This is a genomic window from Nocardioides sp., from assembly GCF_047606145.1.
Lineage (GTDB): Bacteria > Actinomycetota > Actinomycetes > Propionibacteriales > Nocardioidaceae > Nocardioides.
Map to the genome: position 1 here is coordinate 15,200 of NZ_JASGET010000119.1, position 17,712 is coordinate 32,911.

13 protein-coding genes are annotated in these 17,712 nt (G+C 70.9%); 6 read left to right on the forward strand and 7 right to left on the reverse strand.

Features of this window, described 5'->3' with window-relative positions; translation table 11 throughout:
• The first annotated feature begins 96 nt into the window (after positions 1 to 96).
• The 4 genes from QM638_RS15895 (at position 97) to QM638_RS15910 (ending at position 4,918) form a co-directional block, all read left to right on the forward strand.
• On the forward strand, positions 97 to 1,248 hold the full coding sequence (locus QM638_RS15895; RefSeq protein ID WP_415143378.1) for a glycosyltransferase: 1,152 nt from the start codon (positions 97 to 99) through the stop codon (positions 1,246 to 1,248).
• A 71-nt stretch (positions 1,249 to 1,319) separates the two neighbouring features.
• Positions 1,320 to 2,036 carry a succinate dehydrogenase cytochrome b subunit gene (locus QM638_RS15900; RefSeq protein WP_415143380.1) on the forward strand — a complete coding sequence of 239 codons (717 nt, stop codon included), beginning with the start codon at positions 1,320 to 1,322 and terminating at the stop codon, positions 2,034 to 2,036.
• A gap of 10 nt (positions 2,037 to 2,046) precedes the next feature.
• Positions 2,047 to 4,098, forward strand: coding sequence for a fumarate reductase/succinate dehydrogenase flavoprotein subunit (locus QM638_RS15905; protein ID WP_415143382.1), 2,052 nt, complete (start codon positions 2,047 to 2,049; stop codon positions 4,096 to 4,098).
• A gap of 76 nt (positions 4,099 to 4,174) precedes the next feature.
• Positions 4,175 to 4,918: a succinate dehydrogenase/fumarate reductase iron-sulfur subunit gene (locus QM638_RS15910; RefSeq protein WP_415143384.1), complete on the forward strand. Its 744-nt coding sequence runs from the start codon at positions 4,175 to 4,177 to the stop codon at positions 4,916 to 4,918.
• A 29-nt stretch (positions 4,919 to 4,947) separates the two neighbouring features.
• Here the strand turns inward: QM638_RS15910 and QM638_RS15915 are convergent, their stop codons facing one another.
• From QM638_RS15915 to trpS, 4 genes are read right to left on the reverse strand one after another with little or no spacing between them, the layout of a single operon-like run.
• Entirely contained in the window at positions 4,948 to 5,169 is a 222-nt protein-coding gene (locus QM638_RS15915) for an SCO4848 family membrane protein (protein ID WP_415143385.1), read from the reverse strand.
• Positions 5,166 to 6,245 (reverse strand): YihY/virulence factor BrkB family protein, encoded by a 1,080-nt coding sequence (locus tag QM638_RS15920; RefSeq protein WP_415143386.1) that lies wholly within the window; start codon positions 6,243 to 6,245, stop codon positions 5,166 to 5,168. Before QM638_RS15920 ends, QM638_RS15915 begins: the two co-directional genes overlap by 4 nt.
• Positions 6,246 to 6,254: 9 nt before the next feature.
• On the reverse strand, positions 6,255 to 6,767 hold the full coding sequence (locus QM638_RS15925; RefSeq protein WP_415143388.1) for a 2'-5' RNA ligase family protein: 513 nt from the start codon (positions 6,765 to 6,767) through the stop codon (positions 6,255 to 6,257).
• 3 nt (positions 6,768 to 6,770) lie between these two features.
• A complete protein-coding gene (gene trpS, locus QM638_RS15930; protein WP_415143390.1) occupies positions 6,771 to 7,865 on the reverse strand; it encodes a tryptophan--tRNA ligase in 1,095 nt (364 codons plus the stop codon).
• A 31-nt stretch (positions 7,866 to 7,896) separates the two neighbouring features.
• Between trpS and QM638_RS15935 the strand changes: the two genes are divergently transcribed.
• Entirely contained in the window at positions 7,897 to 9,045 is a 1,149-nt protein-coding gene (locus QM638_RS15935; RefSeq protein WP_415143392.1) for a GNAT family N-acetyltransferase, read from the forward strand.
• Between the two features lie 10 nt (positions 9,046 to 9,055).
• Here the strand turns inward: QM638_RS15935 and QM638_RS15940 are convergent, their stop codons facing one another.
• The 3 genes from QM638_RS15940 to QM638_RS15950 form a co-directional block, all read right to left on the reverse strand.
• On the reverse strand, positions 9,056 to 10,276 hold the full coding sequence (locus tag QM638_RS15940; RefSeq protein WP_415143394.1) for an MFS transporter: 1,221 nt from the start codon (positions 10,274 to 10,276) through the stop codon (positions 9,056 to 9,058).
• A gap of 245 nt (positions 10,277 to 10,521) precedes the next feature.
• Positions 10,522 to 14,049: an ATP-binding cassette domain-containing protein gene (locus QM638_RS15945; RefSeq protein ID WP_415143396.1), complete on the reverse strand. Its 3,528-nt coding sequence runs from the start codon at positions 14,047 to 14,049 to the stop codon at positions 10,522 to 10,524.
• A 304-nt stretch (positions 14,050 to 14,353) separates the two neighbouring features.
• Complete coding sequence (locus QM638_RS15950) at positions 14,354 to 16,558, reverse strand: NADP-dependent isocitrate dehydrogenase (RefSeq protein ID WP_415143398.1); 2,205 nt, start codon at positions 16,556 to 16,558, stop codon at positions 14,354 to 14,356.
• 209 nt (positions 16,559 to 16,767) lie between these two features.
• Between QM638_RS15950 and QM638_RS15955 the strand changes: the two genes are divergently transcribed.
• Positions 16,768 to 17,712: MIP/aquaporin family protein (locus tag QM638_RS15955; protein WP_415143399.1), on the forward strand; the 945-nt coding region annotated here is incomplete at its 3' end.

Genomic DNA, 17,712 nt, shown 5'->3' on the forward strand with positions numbered 1-17,712 from the left:
CACGGGCTCGGTGAGGCATCAGCGTTCACCGAAGCGTCATGCTCCGGTTGCCGTGCCCGGCGCCGGACCGGGGTGTCGGCGAGGCATCCTGGCCCTATGCGGATCGCCTTGGTGACCGAGACGTTCTATCCGGCGACGGGGTCGCCGGTGATGAGCGAGGCCGCCACCACCGTCAAGGCGCTCGCCGACCAGGCGATCGACGACGGTCATCAGGTGCTGTTGATCGCGGCCGCACCCGGGCAGCCGACCTACCGCCGGGCACGGGTGCTGCGGATCTCGCCGCTCGCCGCCACCGGCCGGCAGATCCGCGCGGGCATCGACGGCTTCGGCGCCGAGGCCGTCGTCTGCCTCGACCCCGGCCGGCTCGGGCGGCGAGCGCTGGCGCACGGCGCCCGGTCGGGGCTGCGCACGGTGGTGGTGCAGCAGTCGCAGAGTCACGACCCGACCTGGTCGACCCGGGTCGCCGATCACGCCGAGCAGGTGCTGACCACCAGCCGGTGGCTGCACCACTGCTTCGAGCGCATCGGGGTGGCCACCGAGGTGTGGCGCCCGGGTGTCGACTCCGCCGCCTTCACCCCCGTGCTGCGCGACCCGTGGCTGCACGATCGTTGGTCCCGGGCCAAGCAGGCGCGAGCGGGCACCGCGCCACTGACCGTCGTGGGGTACGCCGGCCGGCTGGCCGGTCGGCACGGCGTGCGACGACTGGCCGAGCTGGCCGGCATGCCGGGGCTGCGGCTGGTGGTGATCGGGGACGGACCGCAACGCGGATGGCTGGAGGGCCGCCTGCCCGAGGCGAAGTTCACCGGCGCGCTGGGGACGGGAGACCTGGCGATCGCGCTGGCCAGTCTCGACGTCTTCGTCCATCCCGGCGAGCGGGAGGGCGCCGGCCACATGCTCCGCGAGGCGGCCGCGACCGCGCTGCCGGTGGTGGCGCCGCAGGCAGCGGCCGCGGCCGAGCTGATCAGCCACCTGGAGACCGGCTACCTCTACGACCCGCGGCGACCGCGACAGCTCGCCGATGCGGTGGGTGCGGTGGTGGCCGACCCGCGCCGGGTCCTGCTGGGCGAACGGGCCCGGGAGTGGGCGGGGCGGCGGAGTTGGCCGCAGGCCGCGACCGAGCTGCTGGCGCGGCTCACCGACCCGGGGGCCGGACCGGCCCGGGTCGCCGTACCCGCTCCCCGGCACGACGCGGCCACCGAGGCCATCTCCGATCCCCTGTCCGGTCGGGGGACGGCGACGCGGCGGTGACCGGCGAGTAAGCGGCTCATGTCACACTCCCCGACAATGGTGTCCAAGGCCGCAGCGAGTACCGTGCTGCCGTGGCAACCACGACTCTGATCACCGGAGCGCGGTCAACGCGCTCGACGATCGCGCTGAAGATCGCGATGGCGACCAGCGGGATCGTCTTCATTCTGTTCGTATTGGTGCATATGTACGGCAACCTCAAGGCCTTCAGCGGCGAGACCGCCTACAACACCTACGCCGAGCACATCCGCACCGTCGGTACGCCGATGCTGCCGCGGGAGGGGGTGCTCTGGGTCATCCGCGCGGTCCTCGTCCTCTCGCTGGTGGTGCACGTCGCCTCCGCGGCCACGTTGTGGAAGCGCGCCAACCGCGCCCGACCGGTCAAGTACCAGGTCAAGCGCAACGTGGCCTCGTCGCTCTCCTCCCGGACGATGCGCTGGGGCGGGCTGACCCTGCTGCTCTTCGTGATCTGGCACCTGCTGCACTTCACCATCGTCAAGATCAACCCGACCGGCTCCCAGTCGAGCTCGATCACCGACAACCCCTATCGACTGCTGGTGAACAGCTTCGACCCCAGCGGCTGGTGGATGACGGTGATCTACCTGATCGCGATGCTGGCGCTCGGCTTCCATCTGCACCACGGCACCTTCAGTGCCTGCCAGACGCTGGGCCTGACCAACACCGCCGCGTCTCGGGCGCGAGCCCGGGTGTTCGGCTGGGTCGTCGCGATCGTGATCGCCGGCGGCTTCTCGCTGGTCCCCCTGTTCATCCTGTTCGGCGTCATCGACTAAGGGAAGCACCATGGCATCCAATCTCGATCTCTCGGGTCTGCACCCGACCAACGAGGCCTCGGTCCAGACCTCCGACGACGCGGCAGGCTTCTACGTCCTCGGCGAGAAGCTGGTCGACCCGAAGGCTCCCACCGGGCCGATCGCGACCCGGTGGACCAACCGCAAGTTCGACAACCGTCTGGTCAACCCGGCCAACCGCCGCAAGCTGTCGGTGATCATCGTCGGCACCGGGCTGGCCGGCGGCGCCGCCGCCGCGACGCTCGGCGAGGCCGGCTACCACGTGAAGTCGTTCTGCTACCAGGACTCGCCGCGGCGCGCCCACTCGATCGCCGCACAGGGCGGCATCAACGCCGCCAAGAACTACAAGGAGGACGGCGACTCGACCTACCGTCTCTTCTACGACACCGTCAAGGGCGGCGACTACCGCTCACGGGAGTCCAACGTCTACCGCCTGGCCGAGGTCTCGGCCAACATCATCGACCAGTGCGTGGCCCAGGGCGTCCCGTTCGCCCGCGACTACGGCGGCCTGCTCGACAACCGGTCGTTCGGCGGCGTCCAGGTCTCGCGCACCTTCTACGCCCGCGGCCAGACCGGCCAGCAGCTGCTGCTCGGCGCCTACCAGGCGATGGAGCGCCAGGTCGCCGCCGGCACGGTCGAGGCCTACACCCGGCACGAGATGCTCGAGCTGGTCATCGTCGACGGCCGGGCGCGCGGGATCATCGCCCGCAACATGGTCACCGGCGAGCTGGAGACCCATCTGGCCGATGTCGTCGTCCTGGCCACCGGCGGCTACGGCAACGTCTTCTTCCTGTCCACCAACGCGATGGGCTCCAACGTCACCGCGACCTGGCGGGCGCACCGCAAGGGCGCCTACATGGCGAATCCCTGCTACACCCAGATCCACCCGACCTGCATCCCGGTCACCGGCGCGCACCAGTCGAAGCTGACCCTGATGTCGGAGTCGCTGCGCAACGACGGCCGGGTCTGGGTGCCGAAGCGCGCCGAGGACTGCGACAAGGACCCGCGGCAGATCCCCGAGGAGGACCGCGACTACTTCCTGGAGCGGATCTACCCGTCCTTCGGCAACCTGGTCCCCCGCGACATCGCCTCCCGGCAGGCGAAGTACATGTGCGACGAGGGGCGCGGCGTGGGACCGGCGGTCAAGGAGGTCGACCAGGACGGCAACGAGCGGATGGTCCGGCGCGGGGTCTACCTCGACCTGACCGACGCCATCGCCCGGCTCGGCAAGGAGGCGGTCGAGGAGAAGTACGACAACCTCCTCGACATGTACCTCCGGATCACCGGCGAGAACCCGTACGAGGTCCCGATGCGGATCTACCCGGCCGTGCACTACGTGATGGGCGGGCTGTGGGTGGGCTACGACCTGCAGACCAACATCGAGGGCCTGTTCTGCTCGGGCGAGGCGAACTTCTCCGACCACGGCGCGAACCGACTCGGCGCCTCGGCGCTCATGCAGGGGCTGGCCGACGGCTACTTCGTGCTGCCGAACACGATCCGTGACTACCTCGCGGGCGGACCGTTCGAGAAGATCGACGAGTCCCACCCCGCCGTGGTCGAGGCGCGTGACGCCGTCCAGGAGCGGATCAACAAGCTGCTCTCCATCCAGGGCGAGCGCTCGGTGGACTCCATCCACAAGGAGCTCGGCCACATCATGTGGGAGTACTGCGGGATGGAGCGCACCGAGGAGGGCCTGAAGAAGGCGATCGGCCTCATCCGGGAACTGAAGAAGGAGTTCTGGACCAACGTCCGGGTGCTCGGCTCCCCGGACTCGCTCAACCAGGACCTGGAGAAGGCCGGCCGGGTGGCCGACTTCATCGAGCTCGGCGAGTTGATGTGCATCGATGCGCTGAACCGGCGCGAGTCCTGCGGCGGTCACTTCCGGGCGGAGTCGCAGACCGAGGACGGCGAGGCGCTGCGGCACGACGAGGAGTTCGCCTACGTCGCGGCGTGGGAGTGGGGCGGCGAGGACGGAGCACCCGTCCTGCACAAGGAGGATCTGATCTACACGGCCATCGAGATGAAGCAGCGGAGCTACAAGTGAGCGAGCGCAGCGCGCGAACCAGTCAACACAGCAGGGGCCCCCGTTCATCGGCGGCAGAGGCGAAGCGAGGACGTCGATGAATCTCACGCTGAAGATCTGGCGCCAGGCCAGCACGGACGCTGCCGGTGGCATGTACACCTATCAGCTCGACGGTGTCTCCGAGGACATGAGCTTCCTGGAGATGCTCGACCTGCTCAACGAGCAGTTGGTCACCGCGGGCCAGGAGCCGGTCGCCTTCGACTCCGACTGTCGTGAGGGCATCTGCGGCATGTGCTCGCTGATGATCAACGGCCAGGCGCACGGACCGGAGGTGACCACCACCTGCCAGCTGCACATGCGCTCCTTCAAGGACGGAGACGTGATCACCATCGAGCCGTGGCGGGCGGCGACCTTCCCGGTCGTCAAGGACCTGATCGTGGACCGGTCGGCGTTCGACCGGGTGATCCAGAGCGGCGGCTACATCTCCGCGCCCACCGGCGCCGCCCCCGAGGCCAATGCCGCGCCGGTGCCGCGGGACAAGGCCCAGCGGGCCTTCAACGTGGCCACCTGCATCGGCTGCGGTGCCTGCGTCGCCGCCTGCCCGAACGGGTCCGCGTCGCTGTTCCTGGGCGCGAAGATCACCCACCTCGGCGAGCTGCCGCAGGGCCAGCCGGAGCGCTACTCCCGGGTGGCCGGCATGGTCGGCCAGCACGATCACGAGGGCTTCGGCGGCTGCACCAACATCGGCGAGTGTGCGGCGGCCTGCCCCAAGGAGATCCCGCTGGACGTGATCTCCCAGCTCAACAAGGACCTGCGCAAGGCGATGACCGCCGGTCACTGACCGCTCGTCCCCCCTCGGTGGCGTCCGGGCTACCTCCCGCGCAACGCGCGTACGCCGAGCCGGGCGAGCAGGCCGCCGAGGAGGACGTCGACGACGATCAGCACCGCGTGCGCGACGTAGTACGGCGCCGGGCGGTGCTGATCGGGGTCCTGGGCGGTCCTGGCCAGGTTCTTGGCGAAGTTCCCCCAGATGACGACGTTCCACACCCCGATCGCCACCAGCAGGGCTCCGTCCTTCTTCTCCAGCTTCACGAGCGTCCTCTCTTCGATCTGTTGCCGAGCCTTCTCATCGCCGCCAAGGCGGCCACCGTGGTGCCCGCGCCGGCGAGGAAGCCGGCCAGCGGCACCGGTCGCCGGGCCGCGGTGGCGATCCCGACCCGATCCCCGTCGAGGGTCGCCAGCGGCGGCGTCTGCGGACCCTGCACGGGCGGGGCCGCGTCGTCGGGGCGCATCGCCCGGGCGGCGGGCGAGACGTGCGCGAACGCCGCGGCGTACATGACCAGCCGGGAGGAGTAGTTGATCCAGACCAGCAGGACCAGGGCGATGCCGAACGCCTGGAAGGCCGGCTGTCCCTTGGCCGAGGAGAGCACCAGGCCGGAGATCTGCTTGAGGATCTCGAAGCCGACCGCACCGAGGACGGCGCCCGCCCACAGCGACCCCGGCGGGGTGGGCGGGTCGGCCAGCAGTCGGAACATCGCGAAGAAGAGCACCACGTTGGCCCCGAGGCCGACCGCGAGACTGACCACGACCACCAGCCACGAGAGCCCCTCGGAGAGCCCCATCCAGTCCAGCAGGTCGGTCGCGAAGCCACGGACGAACCCGGTCACGGCGACCGCCATCAGCAACACGATGCCGAGCACCACCAGGGTGACCAGGTCCCGCAGCTTGCCGATGACGAAGTTCGGCTGCTCCTTGGCCGGGACCTCGAAGGTCACCACCAACGCCTGCCGAAGGCTGGACAGCCAGCCGAGCCCGGCATAGAGCACACCGAGGACACCACCGACCGCGGCCCAGCCGGAGAACCGCTCCACCGAGTCCAGGGAGAGCTGGCCGTCACCGTTGCCGATCAGGCCCGGCATCACCGAGTTGATCGCACTGGTCAGGTCCTGGTCCGCGTCCGGGTAGATCCGCGAGATCAGCCCCACCACGAACAGCGCCAGGGCCAGGATCGGGAAGACGGACAGGAACCCGAAATACGTCACCGCCCCGGCCTGCTGACTCGCTCCGACGGATCCGTAGTGCTCCTGCATCCGGATGACGCGATCGAGCGCGGGATGGTCCGCGCGCGCCTCGCCGAGACGGGCGCGGAGGGTGGCTACCGCCGGCATCGGTCCGGTTCACTCCCCGAGGGCGAAGTGGTGGGTCGGGCGCCAGCCATGCGCCTCGTCATGGGAATAGAGATGGAACTCCTCCACCGTGAATTGGCACTCGAAGTCGCCGAGCTCGGCGAAGGCCTGGTCGAGGGTCGGCTCGTCGAGATCGTGGGCGATGGTGACGTGCGGGTGGTAGGGGAAGCTCAGATCGACCGCGAGCGGGCCGGTCCGGACCGCGGCGGCGAGCTGCTCGCACTCCGAGATGCCCTCCGCGACCGCCACGAAGACCACCGGGGAGACCGGCCGGAAGCTGCCGGTGCCGCGCAGATGCACGCCGTACGGCCTCACTCCGGCGGCCACCCGGGCGAGATGATCCACCACGCCGGCGACCCCGTCGGCCGCGACGTCGGTCGGCGGCACCAGGGTGATGTGGGTGGGGATCATCTCCGCGGTCGTGTCGCCGAGCTTCGCCCGGTACTCCTGGAGCTGGGAGGCCCAGGGCTCCGGGATCGCCACCGCCACACCGATCGTCTGCATCGCCTACGACCCTACTGAGGTGGCCGCGACGTCCGGAGGGGTGGCGCCATCCAGGCGCGTCGGAGCCACGAAGCCCACCCGGTCGTAGACGTCGGCGAGGGTACGTCGCGCCACGGCTCCGGCCTTCGCCGCCCCCTCGGCCAGCACCTGGTCGAGATGGGTGCGGTCCTCGAGCAGCTCGAACGTCCGGTCCCGGAACGGCGTGACGAAGTCGACCACCACCTCGGCGAGCTCCTTCTTCAGGTCGCCGTAGCCACGCCCGGCGTACCTCTCCACCAGCGCGTCGACCTCGGTGCGGGTCAGCGCGGAGTAGATCCTCAGCAGGTTGGAGACACCCGGCTTGTGCTCCTCGTCGAACCGGATCTCGCTCTCGGAGTCGGTGACCGCGGAGCGGATCTTCTTCGCGCTGGCCCGGGGGTCGTCGAGCATGTCGATCAACCCGTTCGGGGAGGAGGCCGACTTCGACATCTTGATCGTCGGGTCCTGCAGGTCGTAGATCTTCGCCGTCTCGGCGAGGATGTACGGCTCGGGCAGGCGGAACGTCTTCTTGTACCGGCTGTTGAACCGCTGGGCCAGGTCGCGGGTCAGCTCGAGGTGCTGGCGCTGGTCCTCACCGACCGGCACGTACGCCGGCCGGTAGAGCAGGATGTCGGCGGCCATCAGCATCGGGTAGGCGAACAGGCCCACGCTCGAGGCGCCCTCGCCACCCTTGGCGGACTTGTCCTTGAACTGGGTCATCCGGCGGGCCTCGCCGAACCCGGTCAGGCACTGCATCACCCAGCCGAGCTGGGCGTGCTCGGGCAGCTGGGACTGCACGAAGATCGCGCTGCGCGCCGGGTCCACCCCCGCGGCCAGCAGCTGGGCCGCCGCTCGCCTGGTGCGCTCGCGCAGCACCTTCGGGTCCTGCTCGACCGTGATGGCGTGCAGGTCGGCGATGAAGAAGAACGGCTCGTAGTCGTTCTGCAGGTCGGCCCACTGTCGCACCGCGCCGAGGTAGTTGCCGAGGTGGTAGGAGTCGGCGGTCGGCTGGATCCCGGAGAGCACCCGGGGGCGGGCGGCTGGCTGGTTCGACACGGGGTCATTCGGCACGTGGGGCATTGTGTCACCGCGCCCTGGTTGGATGGTCGCCATGTCCACACCGCCGGACCAGCCGGGCCCCACGGCCCCGACCGGCGACCCCGCCGTGCCCCTCCTCACCGACGGAGTGGTCACCCTGCGCGGGCATCGCGCCGACGACGTACAGCGGGTGTGGGAGCAGTGTCAGGGTCCCGACTCGGTGCGCTGGACCGGCGTGCCCTCGCCGTACTCGCACGCCGATGCGGCCGACTTCGTCGCCTCGACGCCGAGGAGCTGGGAGCAGGACACGGAGTGGAGCTTCGCCATCGAGTACGCCGGACGTTTCGCCGGCACCATCTCGCTGCGCAACGAGACCGCACCGGGTGAGCCGGCCACCGCCGAGATCGCGTACGGCGCCCATCCGGACGTGCGCGGCGCCGGAGTGATGGAGCGCGCCGCCCGACTGATCCTGGGGTGGGGCTTCCGCGAGCGACGCCTGGAGCGGGTGGTGTGGTGGGCCCACCGCGGCAACTGGGCATCGCGTCGGCTCGCCTGGAAGGTGGGCTTCTCCTTCGACGGCACCGTGCGCCGGTATCTGGCCCATCGTGGCGAGCTGGTCGACGGCTGGGTCGGCACCCTGCTGCGCGGCGAGGCGCACTCCGCCCGATCGCGCTGGCTCGAGCCGGCCCTGGTCGCCGGCGACGGGCTGGTGCTGCGGCCGTTCCGCGCCGACGACGTCGACCGGTTGGTCGAGGGCTCGGCCGACCCGGTCACCCAGCACTGGCTGGGCTTCCTGCCACGCGACCCCGGCCCCGAGTACGGCTGGAGCTACCTGGAGACCGCGGCCGAGGAGTACGCCGTGGCGTCGGCGCTGCGGTGGGCGGTCTCCGCCACCGTGGCGAGCCCGCTGCTGGGGACGGTCGGCCTGTTCCGGATCCGGGAGTGCCGGGACGGCGAGATCGGCTACTGGCTACACCCCGACGCCCGCGGCCGCGGTCTCGCCCGGCGGGCCGCCGCGCTGGGAGTCGGTCATGCCTTCGAGACGCTCGGCTTCGACCGGGTGACCGGCTACGCCACCGCCACCAACCTCGCCTCCCGACGGGTGCTGGAGTCGCTGGGGATGCGCCTGATCGGGCTGGAGCGCGGGGCCGCCCGCACCGGCGACGGGGAGGTCGAGGACCTGGCCGGCTATGACCTGCTGGCCACCGAGTGGGCCGGGTAGCCGGCCCGGCTCACCGGGCCGGTCGCGGCGTCGGCGTACGGCGATGGAGGACGCCGCTCCACAGCAACACCAGCAGTCCGGCCACCGACAACGTCGCCCCCACCAGCGTGGTGGCACGCGCGCTCCAGGCGTCCAGCGCCAGCCCGCCCAGGAACGCACCGACCGCGTTCGCCACGTTGAGCGCGGCATGGTTCATCGCCGCACCCAGGGTGACCGCGTCGCCGGCGACGTCCATCAGCCGCAACTGCAGGTTGACCACCAGCACCGAGGAGATGGCGGACATGACGAACGTGATCGGCCACAACCACCACCCGTGCGGCGCGATGAGCCAGTAGGCCAGCAGCGCGACCGCCATCCCGCCGCCGCCGATGAGCAGGGACCTGAAGACCGACCATCTGGCCAGTTCGCCGGCGAACCAGGTGCCGACCACCATGCCGGCCCCGAAGGCCAGCACGAACCAGGGCACCGTGCCGTCGGCGAGCCCGGCCACATCGGTGACCAGCGGCGCGATGTAGGAGTAGACCGCGAACATGCCGCCGAACCCGATCGCACCGGCCGCCATGGTCAGCCAGACCTGCGGGTTGGTGAAGAACGTCCTGGCCTCGCCACGTCCGCTGGTGTGCGGGTCACCGGGGGTGGCGGGCACGAAGGCCCGGACCAGCAGCACGGTCAGCAGCGCGAGCCCGGCCGAGGCGGCGTACGTCGCCCGCCAGCCGACGTTCTGACCGAGCCAGGTCGCCGCGGGCACGCCCACCACGTTGGCCACCGACAGCCCGAGCATCACCGTCGCGACGGCCCGGCCCTTGTGTCGCGGATCGGCGAGACCGGCGGCGACCAGGCTCGCGACGCCGAAGTAGGCGCCGTGCGGCAGACCGGCGAGGAAGCGCGCCACCGCCAGCATGTGGTATCCGGTCGCCACCGCGCTGAGCAGGTTGAACAGCGCATAGGTCGCCATCAGGCCGATCAGCAGTCCGCGTCGTGGCAGCCGGGCCACCATGAACGACAGCACCGGTACGCCGACCACCACCCCCAGCGCGTAGGCGCTGATCAGATGGCCGGCCGTCGACTCCCTGACCCCGACCCCGTCGGCGACCTGCGGCAACACGCCCATCGTGACGAACTCGGTGGTGCCGATCGCGAACCCGCCGACGGCAAGGGCGAAGACCGCCATCGCGAAGTGGCGGGCGCTGGTCTCGGTCGGGCGGCGCGCTGCGGTGGGGGCCTCGGTCACGACTTCCTTCGGCTTTGGATCGTTCACGCATGGACATGGTGGGCAACCCTGGGGTCACCCGGAACTATTCCTGCCGAGTCGGTCCTCAGGCCAGCCGAATCGGTCCTCCGAACCGCCGAGTCGGTCCCTGGAACACGCGAGTCGGTCCCCCGGACCGGCGAATAGGCCCTCCGAACCGGCGAATAGGCCGATTCGCTGGTTCTAACGACCGACTCGGCGGTTCTAACCGCCGACTCGGCGGGAGGTCAGCCGGCGAGGTGTCCCCAGGACGAGGCCAGCTCGGCCCAGGGGCCGACGGCGGCGACCCGGCCCTCGACGAGTACCACGACCCGGTCGGCCTGGGCCAGCGCCGCCCGCTTGGAGGTCGCCCCGATCACGGTGGTGTGCCGCGCCCGCAGCCCCTGCCACAGTTCGATCTCGGTGGCCGCGTCCAACGCGCTCGACACGTCGTCGGCGAGCAGCAGCTCGGCATCGGTCGCGAGTGCCCGGGCGAGCGCCAGTCGCTGCACCTGTCCACCGGACAGCCGGACCCCACGATGCCCGACGACCGCGTCCGGACCGCCCGCTTCCGCGACATCCGGCCCGAGCCTGGCGTCGGCCACCGGGCGGTCGAACTCGCGGGCGAAGCCGAGCTGGACGTTGTCGGCGAAGGTGCCGGAGAGCACTCGTGGCACCTGCGCGATGTGGGCCACCTGTTCCGGCCGCAGGAACGACTCCGGATCGGTGACCTCGTCCTCGTTCCACCGGACCGATCCGGTGTGGTCGAGCAGGCCGGCGAGCGAGCCCAGCAGGCTCGACTTCCCCGATCCGACCTGTCCGAGCAGAAGCACCAGCTCGCCGCGGTCGATGACCAGGTCGACGTCGCTGACGCCCCGGGTACCGTCGTCGTGCACCGCGGTGAGCCCGTCCAGGGTCAGTCGCTCCAGCCGCACCCGCCGCGGCTCCGTGGGCTTCGGTGCACGGCCGTCGACCAGGTCGACGCCTCCCGGGAGATCCATCAGGTCCCCTCCCCCGGCGAACCTGCTGGTCACCCGCTGCCAGGCCCTGGTCCCGGGAGCCTCGGTCACCACCGCGCCGGCGACCCGGCCGAACCAGTCGAAGCCGTTGACCGCGTTGGCGACCAGCACCGCGGTGGCCAGGCCCCAGATGTCCCAGAAATAGAACGCCCAGGCGGCCACCACCCCGACCTGCACCATCACGATCGGGACGCCGTCGAGCACGGCCTGGACCCGGTGCTCGAAGACGGCAGCCTCGACCCGGCCTCCGTCGACCCGTCGGACATGGGCATGCACCTCCGGGGTACGACCGGCCAGCTTGACCGTGCGCGCAGACTCCACCGCCGAGACCAGGGCGCGGCCGAAGCGCGCCCGTGCCGCGGAGGACCGGGCCGCCGACCGGCCGGCGATCGGGCGGCCGACCGAGGAAGCCAGCGCGCTGATCGCCATCACCGCGACCAGGATCCCGCCGGCCATCCAGGTGCCGCCGAAGACCATCGTCATCAGCGCGATGAGCAGGCCGTTGCTGAAGTCGACCCAACGGTCGGCGTACCGGGCGAAACGGTCGGCGTCCATGGCCCGCGCGACCACCTCTCCCGGTGGGCTGGCCGGCAGCCGATGGGCACGGGTCTGGCCGATGAGCACCGACATCCGCACCCGCAGCATCACCTCGATCCACCAGCGCGGGTAGCGCCGGAAGGCGTCGGCCAGCAGGAATGGCGCGGAGAGCAGCAGAGCCGCCATCACCGCGGTGGCGACGACGGGGGTGCCACCGTCGGCGAGCCGGTCGACGATGCGCCCCCACAGGAATCCGGTCACCGCGCCGAGCGGCGCGAAGATGCTGCCGGCGAGGAACAGCATGATCGACCACAGTCCCCACCACGGCCGGACCAGCAGCGCCCGCCAGGTGCCACGCACCAGCGTCGACCCGTCGTCGACCGGTGTGCGCTGCGGCGGCGTACCGCTGCGGCGCCGGCCGCCGACGCCCCGGGACGCCTCGCCGGCGTTCGGGTCGGTCCGGCCGGCGTCGGAGAACCCGGAGGTCGCGCTCGCCTCGAGCAGCCGCCGGAACGGTCCGTCGACCGCGGCCAGCCGGTCGCGCATACCCTGTTGGATGACCCGGCCGTGGTCGAGCACCGCGACCATCTCGGCCCGCTCGATGGTGCTCAGCCGGTGCGCGACGAGGACTCCGGTGCGGCCGCTCAGCAACCGGTCGGCGGCCGCTACGACGCGGGCCTCGGTCACCGGATCCATCCGCGCCGTCGCCTCGTCGAGTACGACGACCTGTACATCTCGCACCAGCAGCCGGGCGAACGCGACCAGCTGCTCCTCGCCCGCGGAGAGGGTGGTGCCACCCGGCCCGAGCAGCGTGTCCAGGCCGTCCGGCAACCCCGCCACCCAATCGGTGAGCCCCAGCTCGTCGACCGCCGCCACCACCTCGGCGCGCGGCACGTCGGCGAAGAGGGTGATGTTCTCGGCCAGCGTGCCGGCCAGGATCTCGGTCCGTTGGGTGACCACGCCGACGCGGGCGCGAAGCTCGTGCAGGTCGATGACGGTGAGGTCGACGCCGCCGAGGAACACCGTCCCGGCCGGCGGCTCGACGGCCCGGGAGAGGAGCGAGGCGAGGGTGGACTTGCCGGACCCGGTGCGTCCGACCAGCGCGACGGTGTGGCCGGCGGGGACCTCGAGATCGATGTCGCTGAGCGCGAAGGTGCCCTCGGCGTAGGAGAAGTCGAGGCCGCTGATGCGCAGGTCGAGCGCGCCGCTGGGCACCGCGTCGCCGCCGGTCGGCTCCGCCGGGACGCTCAGCATCTGACGCAGCCGGATGACCGCGCCGAGGCCGGCCTGGATGTCGGGGATCTGGTGGGCCAGGTTGTTGATCTGTCCGACGAAGTTGGTGGTGACCAAGAACAGGGTCACCAGGGCGCCCACCTCGAGATGATCGCTGCTGACCAGCGCCACCCCGGCGATCGCGATCGCGATCAGTAGCCCGTGCAGCAACAGGCCGGCCCGCACCGCGAGCCGCGCCTCGACCCGGACCACGCGGAAGAACCGGTCGTGCACCAGCGCGGAGAGCTCGGCCAGCCGCCTGATCGCGAACGGCTGTCCCAGACTGGTGCGCAGGTCGTCCCGGCCAGCCACACCCTCCTCCAGCGCGGCGGCGTGATCGGTCCAGGCCATCTCCTCGACGACCTTGCGTTGCGAGATCTCGACCAGCAGCGGCCGGATCACCCAGACGGTGAGACTGGCCACGGCGGGGAACAGCAGGAACGAGGGCCACCAGGTCAGCCCGGCGACGATCCACATCGGGCCGAGCGCGAACACGGTCAGCAGCACCCGCCACAGCTGCTGCCGCATCAGGGTGCCGACCTCGTGGGTGTCGTCGTCGACCCGGTCCAGGATCTCCCCGACGGCCTGCTCGGTCAGGTCGGCCAACGGCTGATGCAGGGCGGCGTCGAGGACGTCACCGCGAAGCTTCCCCTCGGCGCGGTCGACCACGCCGGCCCACGCGACCAGGCCGGCGGTGTAGAACAGCGCGCCGCCCACCACGCACAGCGCGAGCAGCGAGACCAGGTGGGCGCTGGGGTGCTCGGCGAGCCGGCCGGCGAGCACGGTGCCCAAGGACTGGCCGAGCGCGGTGAGCGCCAGCGCCACCAGGGCGGCGAGCGCCACCGGGTGTCGCATCCGCCGCCAGTCGACCCGGCGCGTCGGGTCACCGTCGGGCCCCGACGCGGCCCCGGAGGTGCCCTGGGTGACGGGAGCGAGCGTGTCAGTCATCGTGAGACGAGACTAGGCCGGACGGCGATGAGTTTTCCTCCGGTTTTCGCCCACCACCGGGAGGGGTCGCGGCGCCCTCCGGCGGAGTCGACAGGGCATCCGACCGAGAGCTCGGCGGAGTCATGATGCCCCGCCGGGCGGGGGGGTAACACGTCGTCCGCATTGGTAACAGCCTGTTGCAGCAGGCTGCTACCTGGTCGGACAACGTGTTACCCCCCTGAAGCCCCAGCCGACCAGCCGCCCAGCGGCCCAGCCGACCAGCGGCCCAGCCGACCAGCCGCCCGGCCCGGGGACCGGACGACCCTCAGAACCCGTCGATCGCCGCGTTCAGCGTCGCCGAGGGCCGCATCACGGCGGCGGCCTTGTCCGCGTCGAGGTAGTAGTAGCCGCCGATGTCGGCCGGCTTGCCCTGCACCTCCAGCAGCTCGCCGACGATGGTCTCCTCGGCGGCGGTCAGGCTCGCCGCCAGCGGTCCGAACGCCTCGGCCAGCGCGGCGTCCTCGGTCTGCTCGGCGAGCTCCTGCGCCCAGTACAGGGCGAGATAGAAGTGCGAGCCGCGGTTGTCGATGGTGCCCAGCCTGCGGCCCGGGCTGCGGTCGTTCTCCAGGAACCTCCCGGTGGCGCGGTCGAGCGCCGCGGCGAGCACCGCTGCCGCCGGAACGCCGGCCTGGTCGGCGTACTTCTCCAGCGAGGGGACCAGGGCGAAGAACTCACCCAGGCTGTCCCAGCGCAGGTAGTCCTCGGCGACCAGCTGCTGCACGTGCTTGGGCGCCGAGCCGCCGGCACCCGTCTCGAAGAGCCCGCCGCCGGCGATCAGCGGCACGATGGAGAGCATCTTGGCCGACGTGCCGACCTCGAGGATCGGGAAGAGGTCGGTGTTGTAGTCACGCAGCACGTTGCCGGTCACCGAGATGGTGTCCTGGCCCCGGCGCATCCGCTCCAGGGAGTACGCCGTGGCCAGGGACGGCGCCAGGATCTGGATCTCCAGCCCGGTGCCCTTGTCGTCTGCCGCAGTGTGCTCGGGCAGGTAGGCGTTGACCTTCTTGATCAGCTCGGCGTCGTGGGCGCGGGTCTCGTCGAGCCAGAAGATCGCCGGGGTCTGCGAGGCGCGGGCGCGGTCGACGGCCAGCTTGACCCAGTCCCGGATCGGGATGTCCTTGGTCTGGCAGGCACGCCAGATGTCGCCCGCCTCGACATCGTGCTCGAGGAGCACGTCGCCGTTGCCGGCCACCACCCGGACGGTGCCAGCCGCAGGGATCTCGAAGGTCTTGTCGTGCGAGCCGTACTCCTCGGCCGCCTGCGCCATCAGCCCGACGTTCGGCACCGAGCCGATGGTGGCCGGGTCGAGCGGGCCGTTCTTCTTCACGTCGTCGATGACGGCCTGGTAGACGCCCGCATAGGAGGAGTCCGGGATCACCGCGAGGGTGTCGTCCTCGCCGCCGTCCGCCCCCCACAGCTTGCCGCCGTTGCGGATCAGCGCCGGCATCGAGGCGTCGACGATGACGTCGGAGGGGACGTGCAGGTTCGTGATGCCCTTGTCGGAGTTGACGTAGGAGAGTCGCGGTCCCGCGGCGAGCGCGGCCTCGAAGGCGGCCTTGATCTCCGCGCCGTTCTCGACGGCGTCGAGACCGGACAGGATGGCGCCAAGGCCGTCGTTGGCCGACAGCCCCGCGGCGGCCAGCCGGTCGCCGTAGGTGGCGAACACGTCGGCGAAGTAGGCCTTCACCACGTGGCCGAAGATGATCGGGTCGGAGACCTTCATCATGGTGGCCTTGAGGTGGACCGAGAAGAGCACGTCCTCGGCCTTCGCGGTGGCCAGCGCATTGGCCAGGAACGCCTTGAGGTCGGCCACCTGCAAGACGGTGGCGTCGACGACCTCGCCGGCGAGGACGTCCAGGCCCTCCTTGAGCACCCGGGTGCTGCCGTCGGCGGTCTCCAGCACGATCGCGAGGGTGTCGTCGGCGGCGAGCGTCACCGACTTCTCGTTGGAGCGGAAGTCGTGCGCGCCCATGGTCGCCACCCGGGTCGCCGAGCCGTCCTGGAACGGCTTGTTGGTGTGCGGGTGCGTCTTGGCGTAGTTCTTCACCGAGGCCGGCGCACGACGGTCGGAGTTGCCCTCGCGCAGCACCGGGTTGACCGCCGAGCCCTTGACCTTGTCGTACTTGGCGCGGATCTCCTGCTGCTCGGGCGTGGTCGCCTCGTCCGGATAGTCCGGCACCGCGAAGCCCTTGTCCTGCAACTCCTTGATGGCCGCCTTGAGCTGGGGGATGGAGGCCGAGATGTTGGGCAGCTTGATGATGTTGGCCGCCGGCGTCTTGGCCAGCTCGCCGAGCTCGCCGAGAGCGTCGTGCGCGAGGCCGAACTGGGCCAGGATGCGCGCGGCCACCGAGATGTCGCGGGTCTCCACCTCGACACCGGCCTTGCCGGCGTACGCGGAGACGATCGGCAGGAACGAGTACGTCGCCAGCAGCGGCGCCTCGTCGGTGTGGGTGTAGATGATCTTGGCCATGGGGAGTGACGGCTCCTGTTCGGGTCACGTTCGGTGGCGTACGGCGAAGAAAGTTACTTGACATCAAGATACTGCACCCGGGCACAGATCCCCGCCTCGCCCACCTTGGCACCGCGGCAAGCGAGAGCGGAAGGGTTAGAGTGCCGGGGAACCTCCATGTTGGTCACGGTGCCGGCAGGCACGACACACTGAAGGGCAACTCACACGACATGACACAGGAAACGACATCCATCCCTCCGGTATCTGCGCCGGCTGCCGAGGGCGAGCCGACCGAGCCGGTCCTCGCCCAGAAGCTCACCGCCGAGATGATCGGGACGTTCATCCTGGTGCTCTTCGGCTGTGGCGCCGCCCTGGCCGGCGGCCTGAAGGCCGGCGAGGCCGCGTTCAACGGCACCACCGGTCTCGCCTTCGGTCTGGCCGTGGTGATCGGCGTCTACGCGTTCGGCCGGATCTCCGGCGCCCACTTCAACCCGGCCGTCTCGGTCGGTGCCGCGTTCGGCGGCCGGATCTCCTGGATCGACGCGGCCTACTACATCGTGGCGCAGATCGTCGGCGCCATCATCGCCGCGTTCGTGCTGTGGGTGGTCTGGCACGGGTTCAGCGGCTTCTCCTCCACCGACTCCGGGTTGGCGGCCGACACCTTCGGCAGCGACGCCAACGGCTTCCACTGGTGGGCGGCGCTGATCGTGGAGATCGTGCTGACCGCGGTCTTCGTCTTCGTCATCCTCTCCGTCACCGACGTGCGCAACGAGCACCCGAACCTGGCCCCGCTGGCCATCGGCCTGACGCTGGCGGCGATCCACTTCATGTCGATCCCGCTGACCGGCACCTCGGTGAACCCGGCCCGTTCGATCGGCCCGGCGCTGTTCTCCGGCAGCGGGCCGATCAAGGACCTCGTCGTCTTCATCCCGGCTCCGCTGATCGGCGCCGCGATCGCCGGCATCGTCTACCCGATCCTGTTCGGTCGCGGCTCCGAGCCGGTGCCCGGCTCGGGCATGAGCTTCGCCAGCCGACCCGCCGCCGTGCCGGCCCCGGCCGGCTGGGGAGCCGGCTCCGACCAGTTCCAGCGGGAGTGGAACCAGACCGGCGCCGAGAGCCAGTCCTGGGGCGCCCCGGCGCCGCAGGCGCCGGCCGCGCACGCGGCACCTCCCGCG

Coding starts and splice junctions, on each gene's coding strand:
- QM638_RS15895 (WP_415143378.1), top strand. CDS start 97: ATGCGGATCGCCTTGGTGACCGAGACGTTCTATCCGGCGACGGGGTCG.
- QM638_RS15905 (WP_415143382.1), top strand. CDS start 2,047: ATGGCATCCAATCTCGATCTCTCGGGTCTGCACCCGACCAACGAGGCC.
- QM638_RS15910 (WP_415143384.1), top strand. CDS start 4,175: ATGAATCTCACGCTGAAGATCTGGCGCCAGGCCAGCACGGACGCTGCC.
- QM638_RS15920 (WP_415143386.1), bottom strand. CDS start 6,245: ATGCCGGCGGTAGCCACCCTCCGCGCCCGTCTCGGCGAGGCGCGCGCG.
- QM638_RS15925 (WP_415143388.1), bottom strand. CDS start 6,767: ATGCAGACGATCGGTGTGGCGGTGGCGATCCCGGAGCCCTGGGCCTCC.
- trpS (WP_415143390.1), bottom strand. CDS start 7,865: ATGCCCCACGTGCCGAATGACCCCGTGTCGAACCAGCCAGCCGCCCGC.
- QM638_RS15935 (WP_415143392.1), top strand. CDS start 7,897: ATGTCCACACCGCCGGACCAGCCGGGCCCCACGGCCCCGACCGGCGAC.
- QM638_RS15945 (WP_415143396.1), bottom strand. CDS start 14,049: ATGACTGACACGCTCGCTCCCGTCACCCAGGGCACCTCCGGGGCCGCG.
- QM638_RS15950 (WP_415143398.1), bottom strand. CDS start 16,558: ATGGCCAAGATCATCTACACCCACACCGACGAGGCGCCGCTGCTGGCG.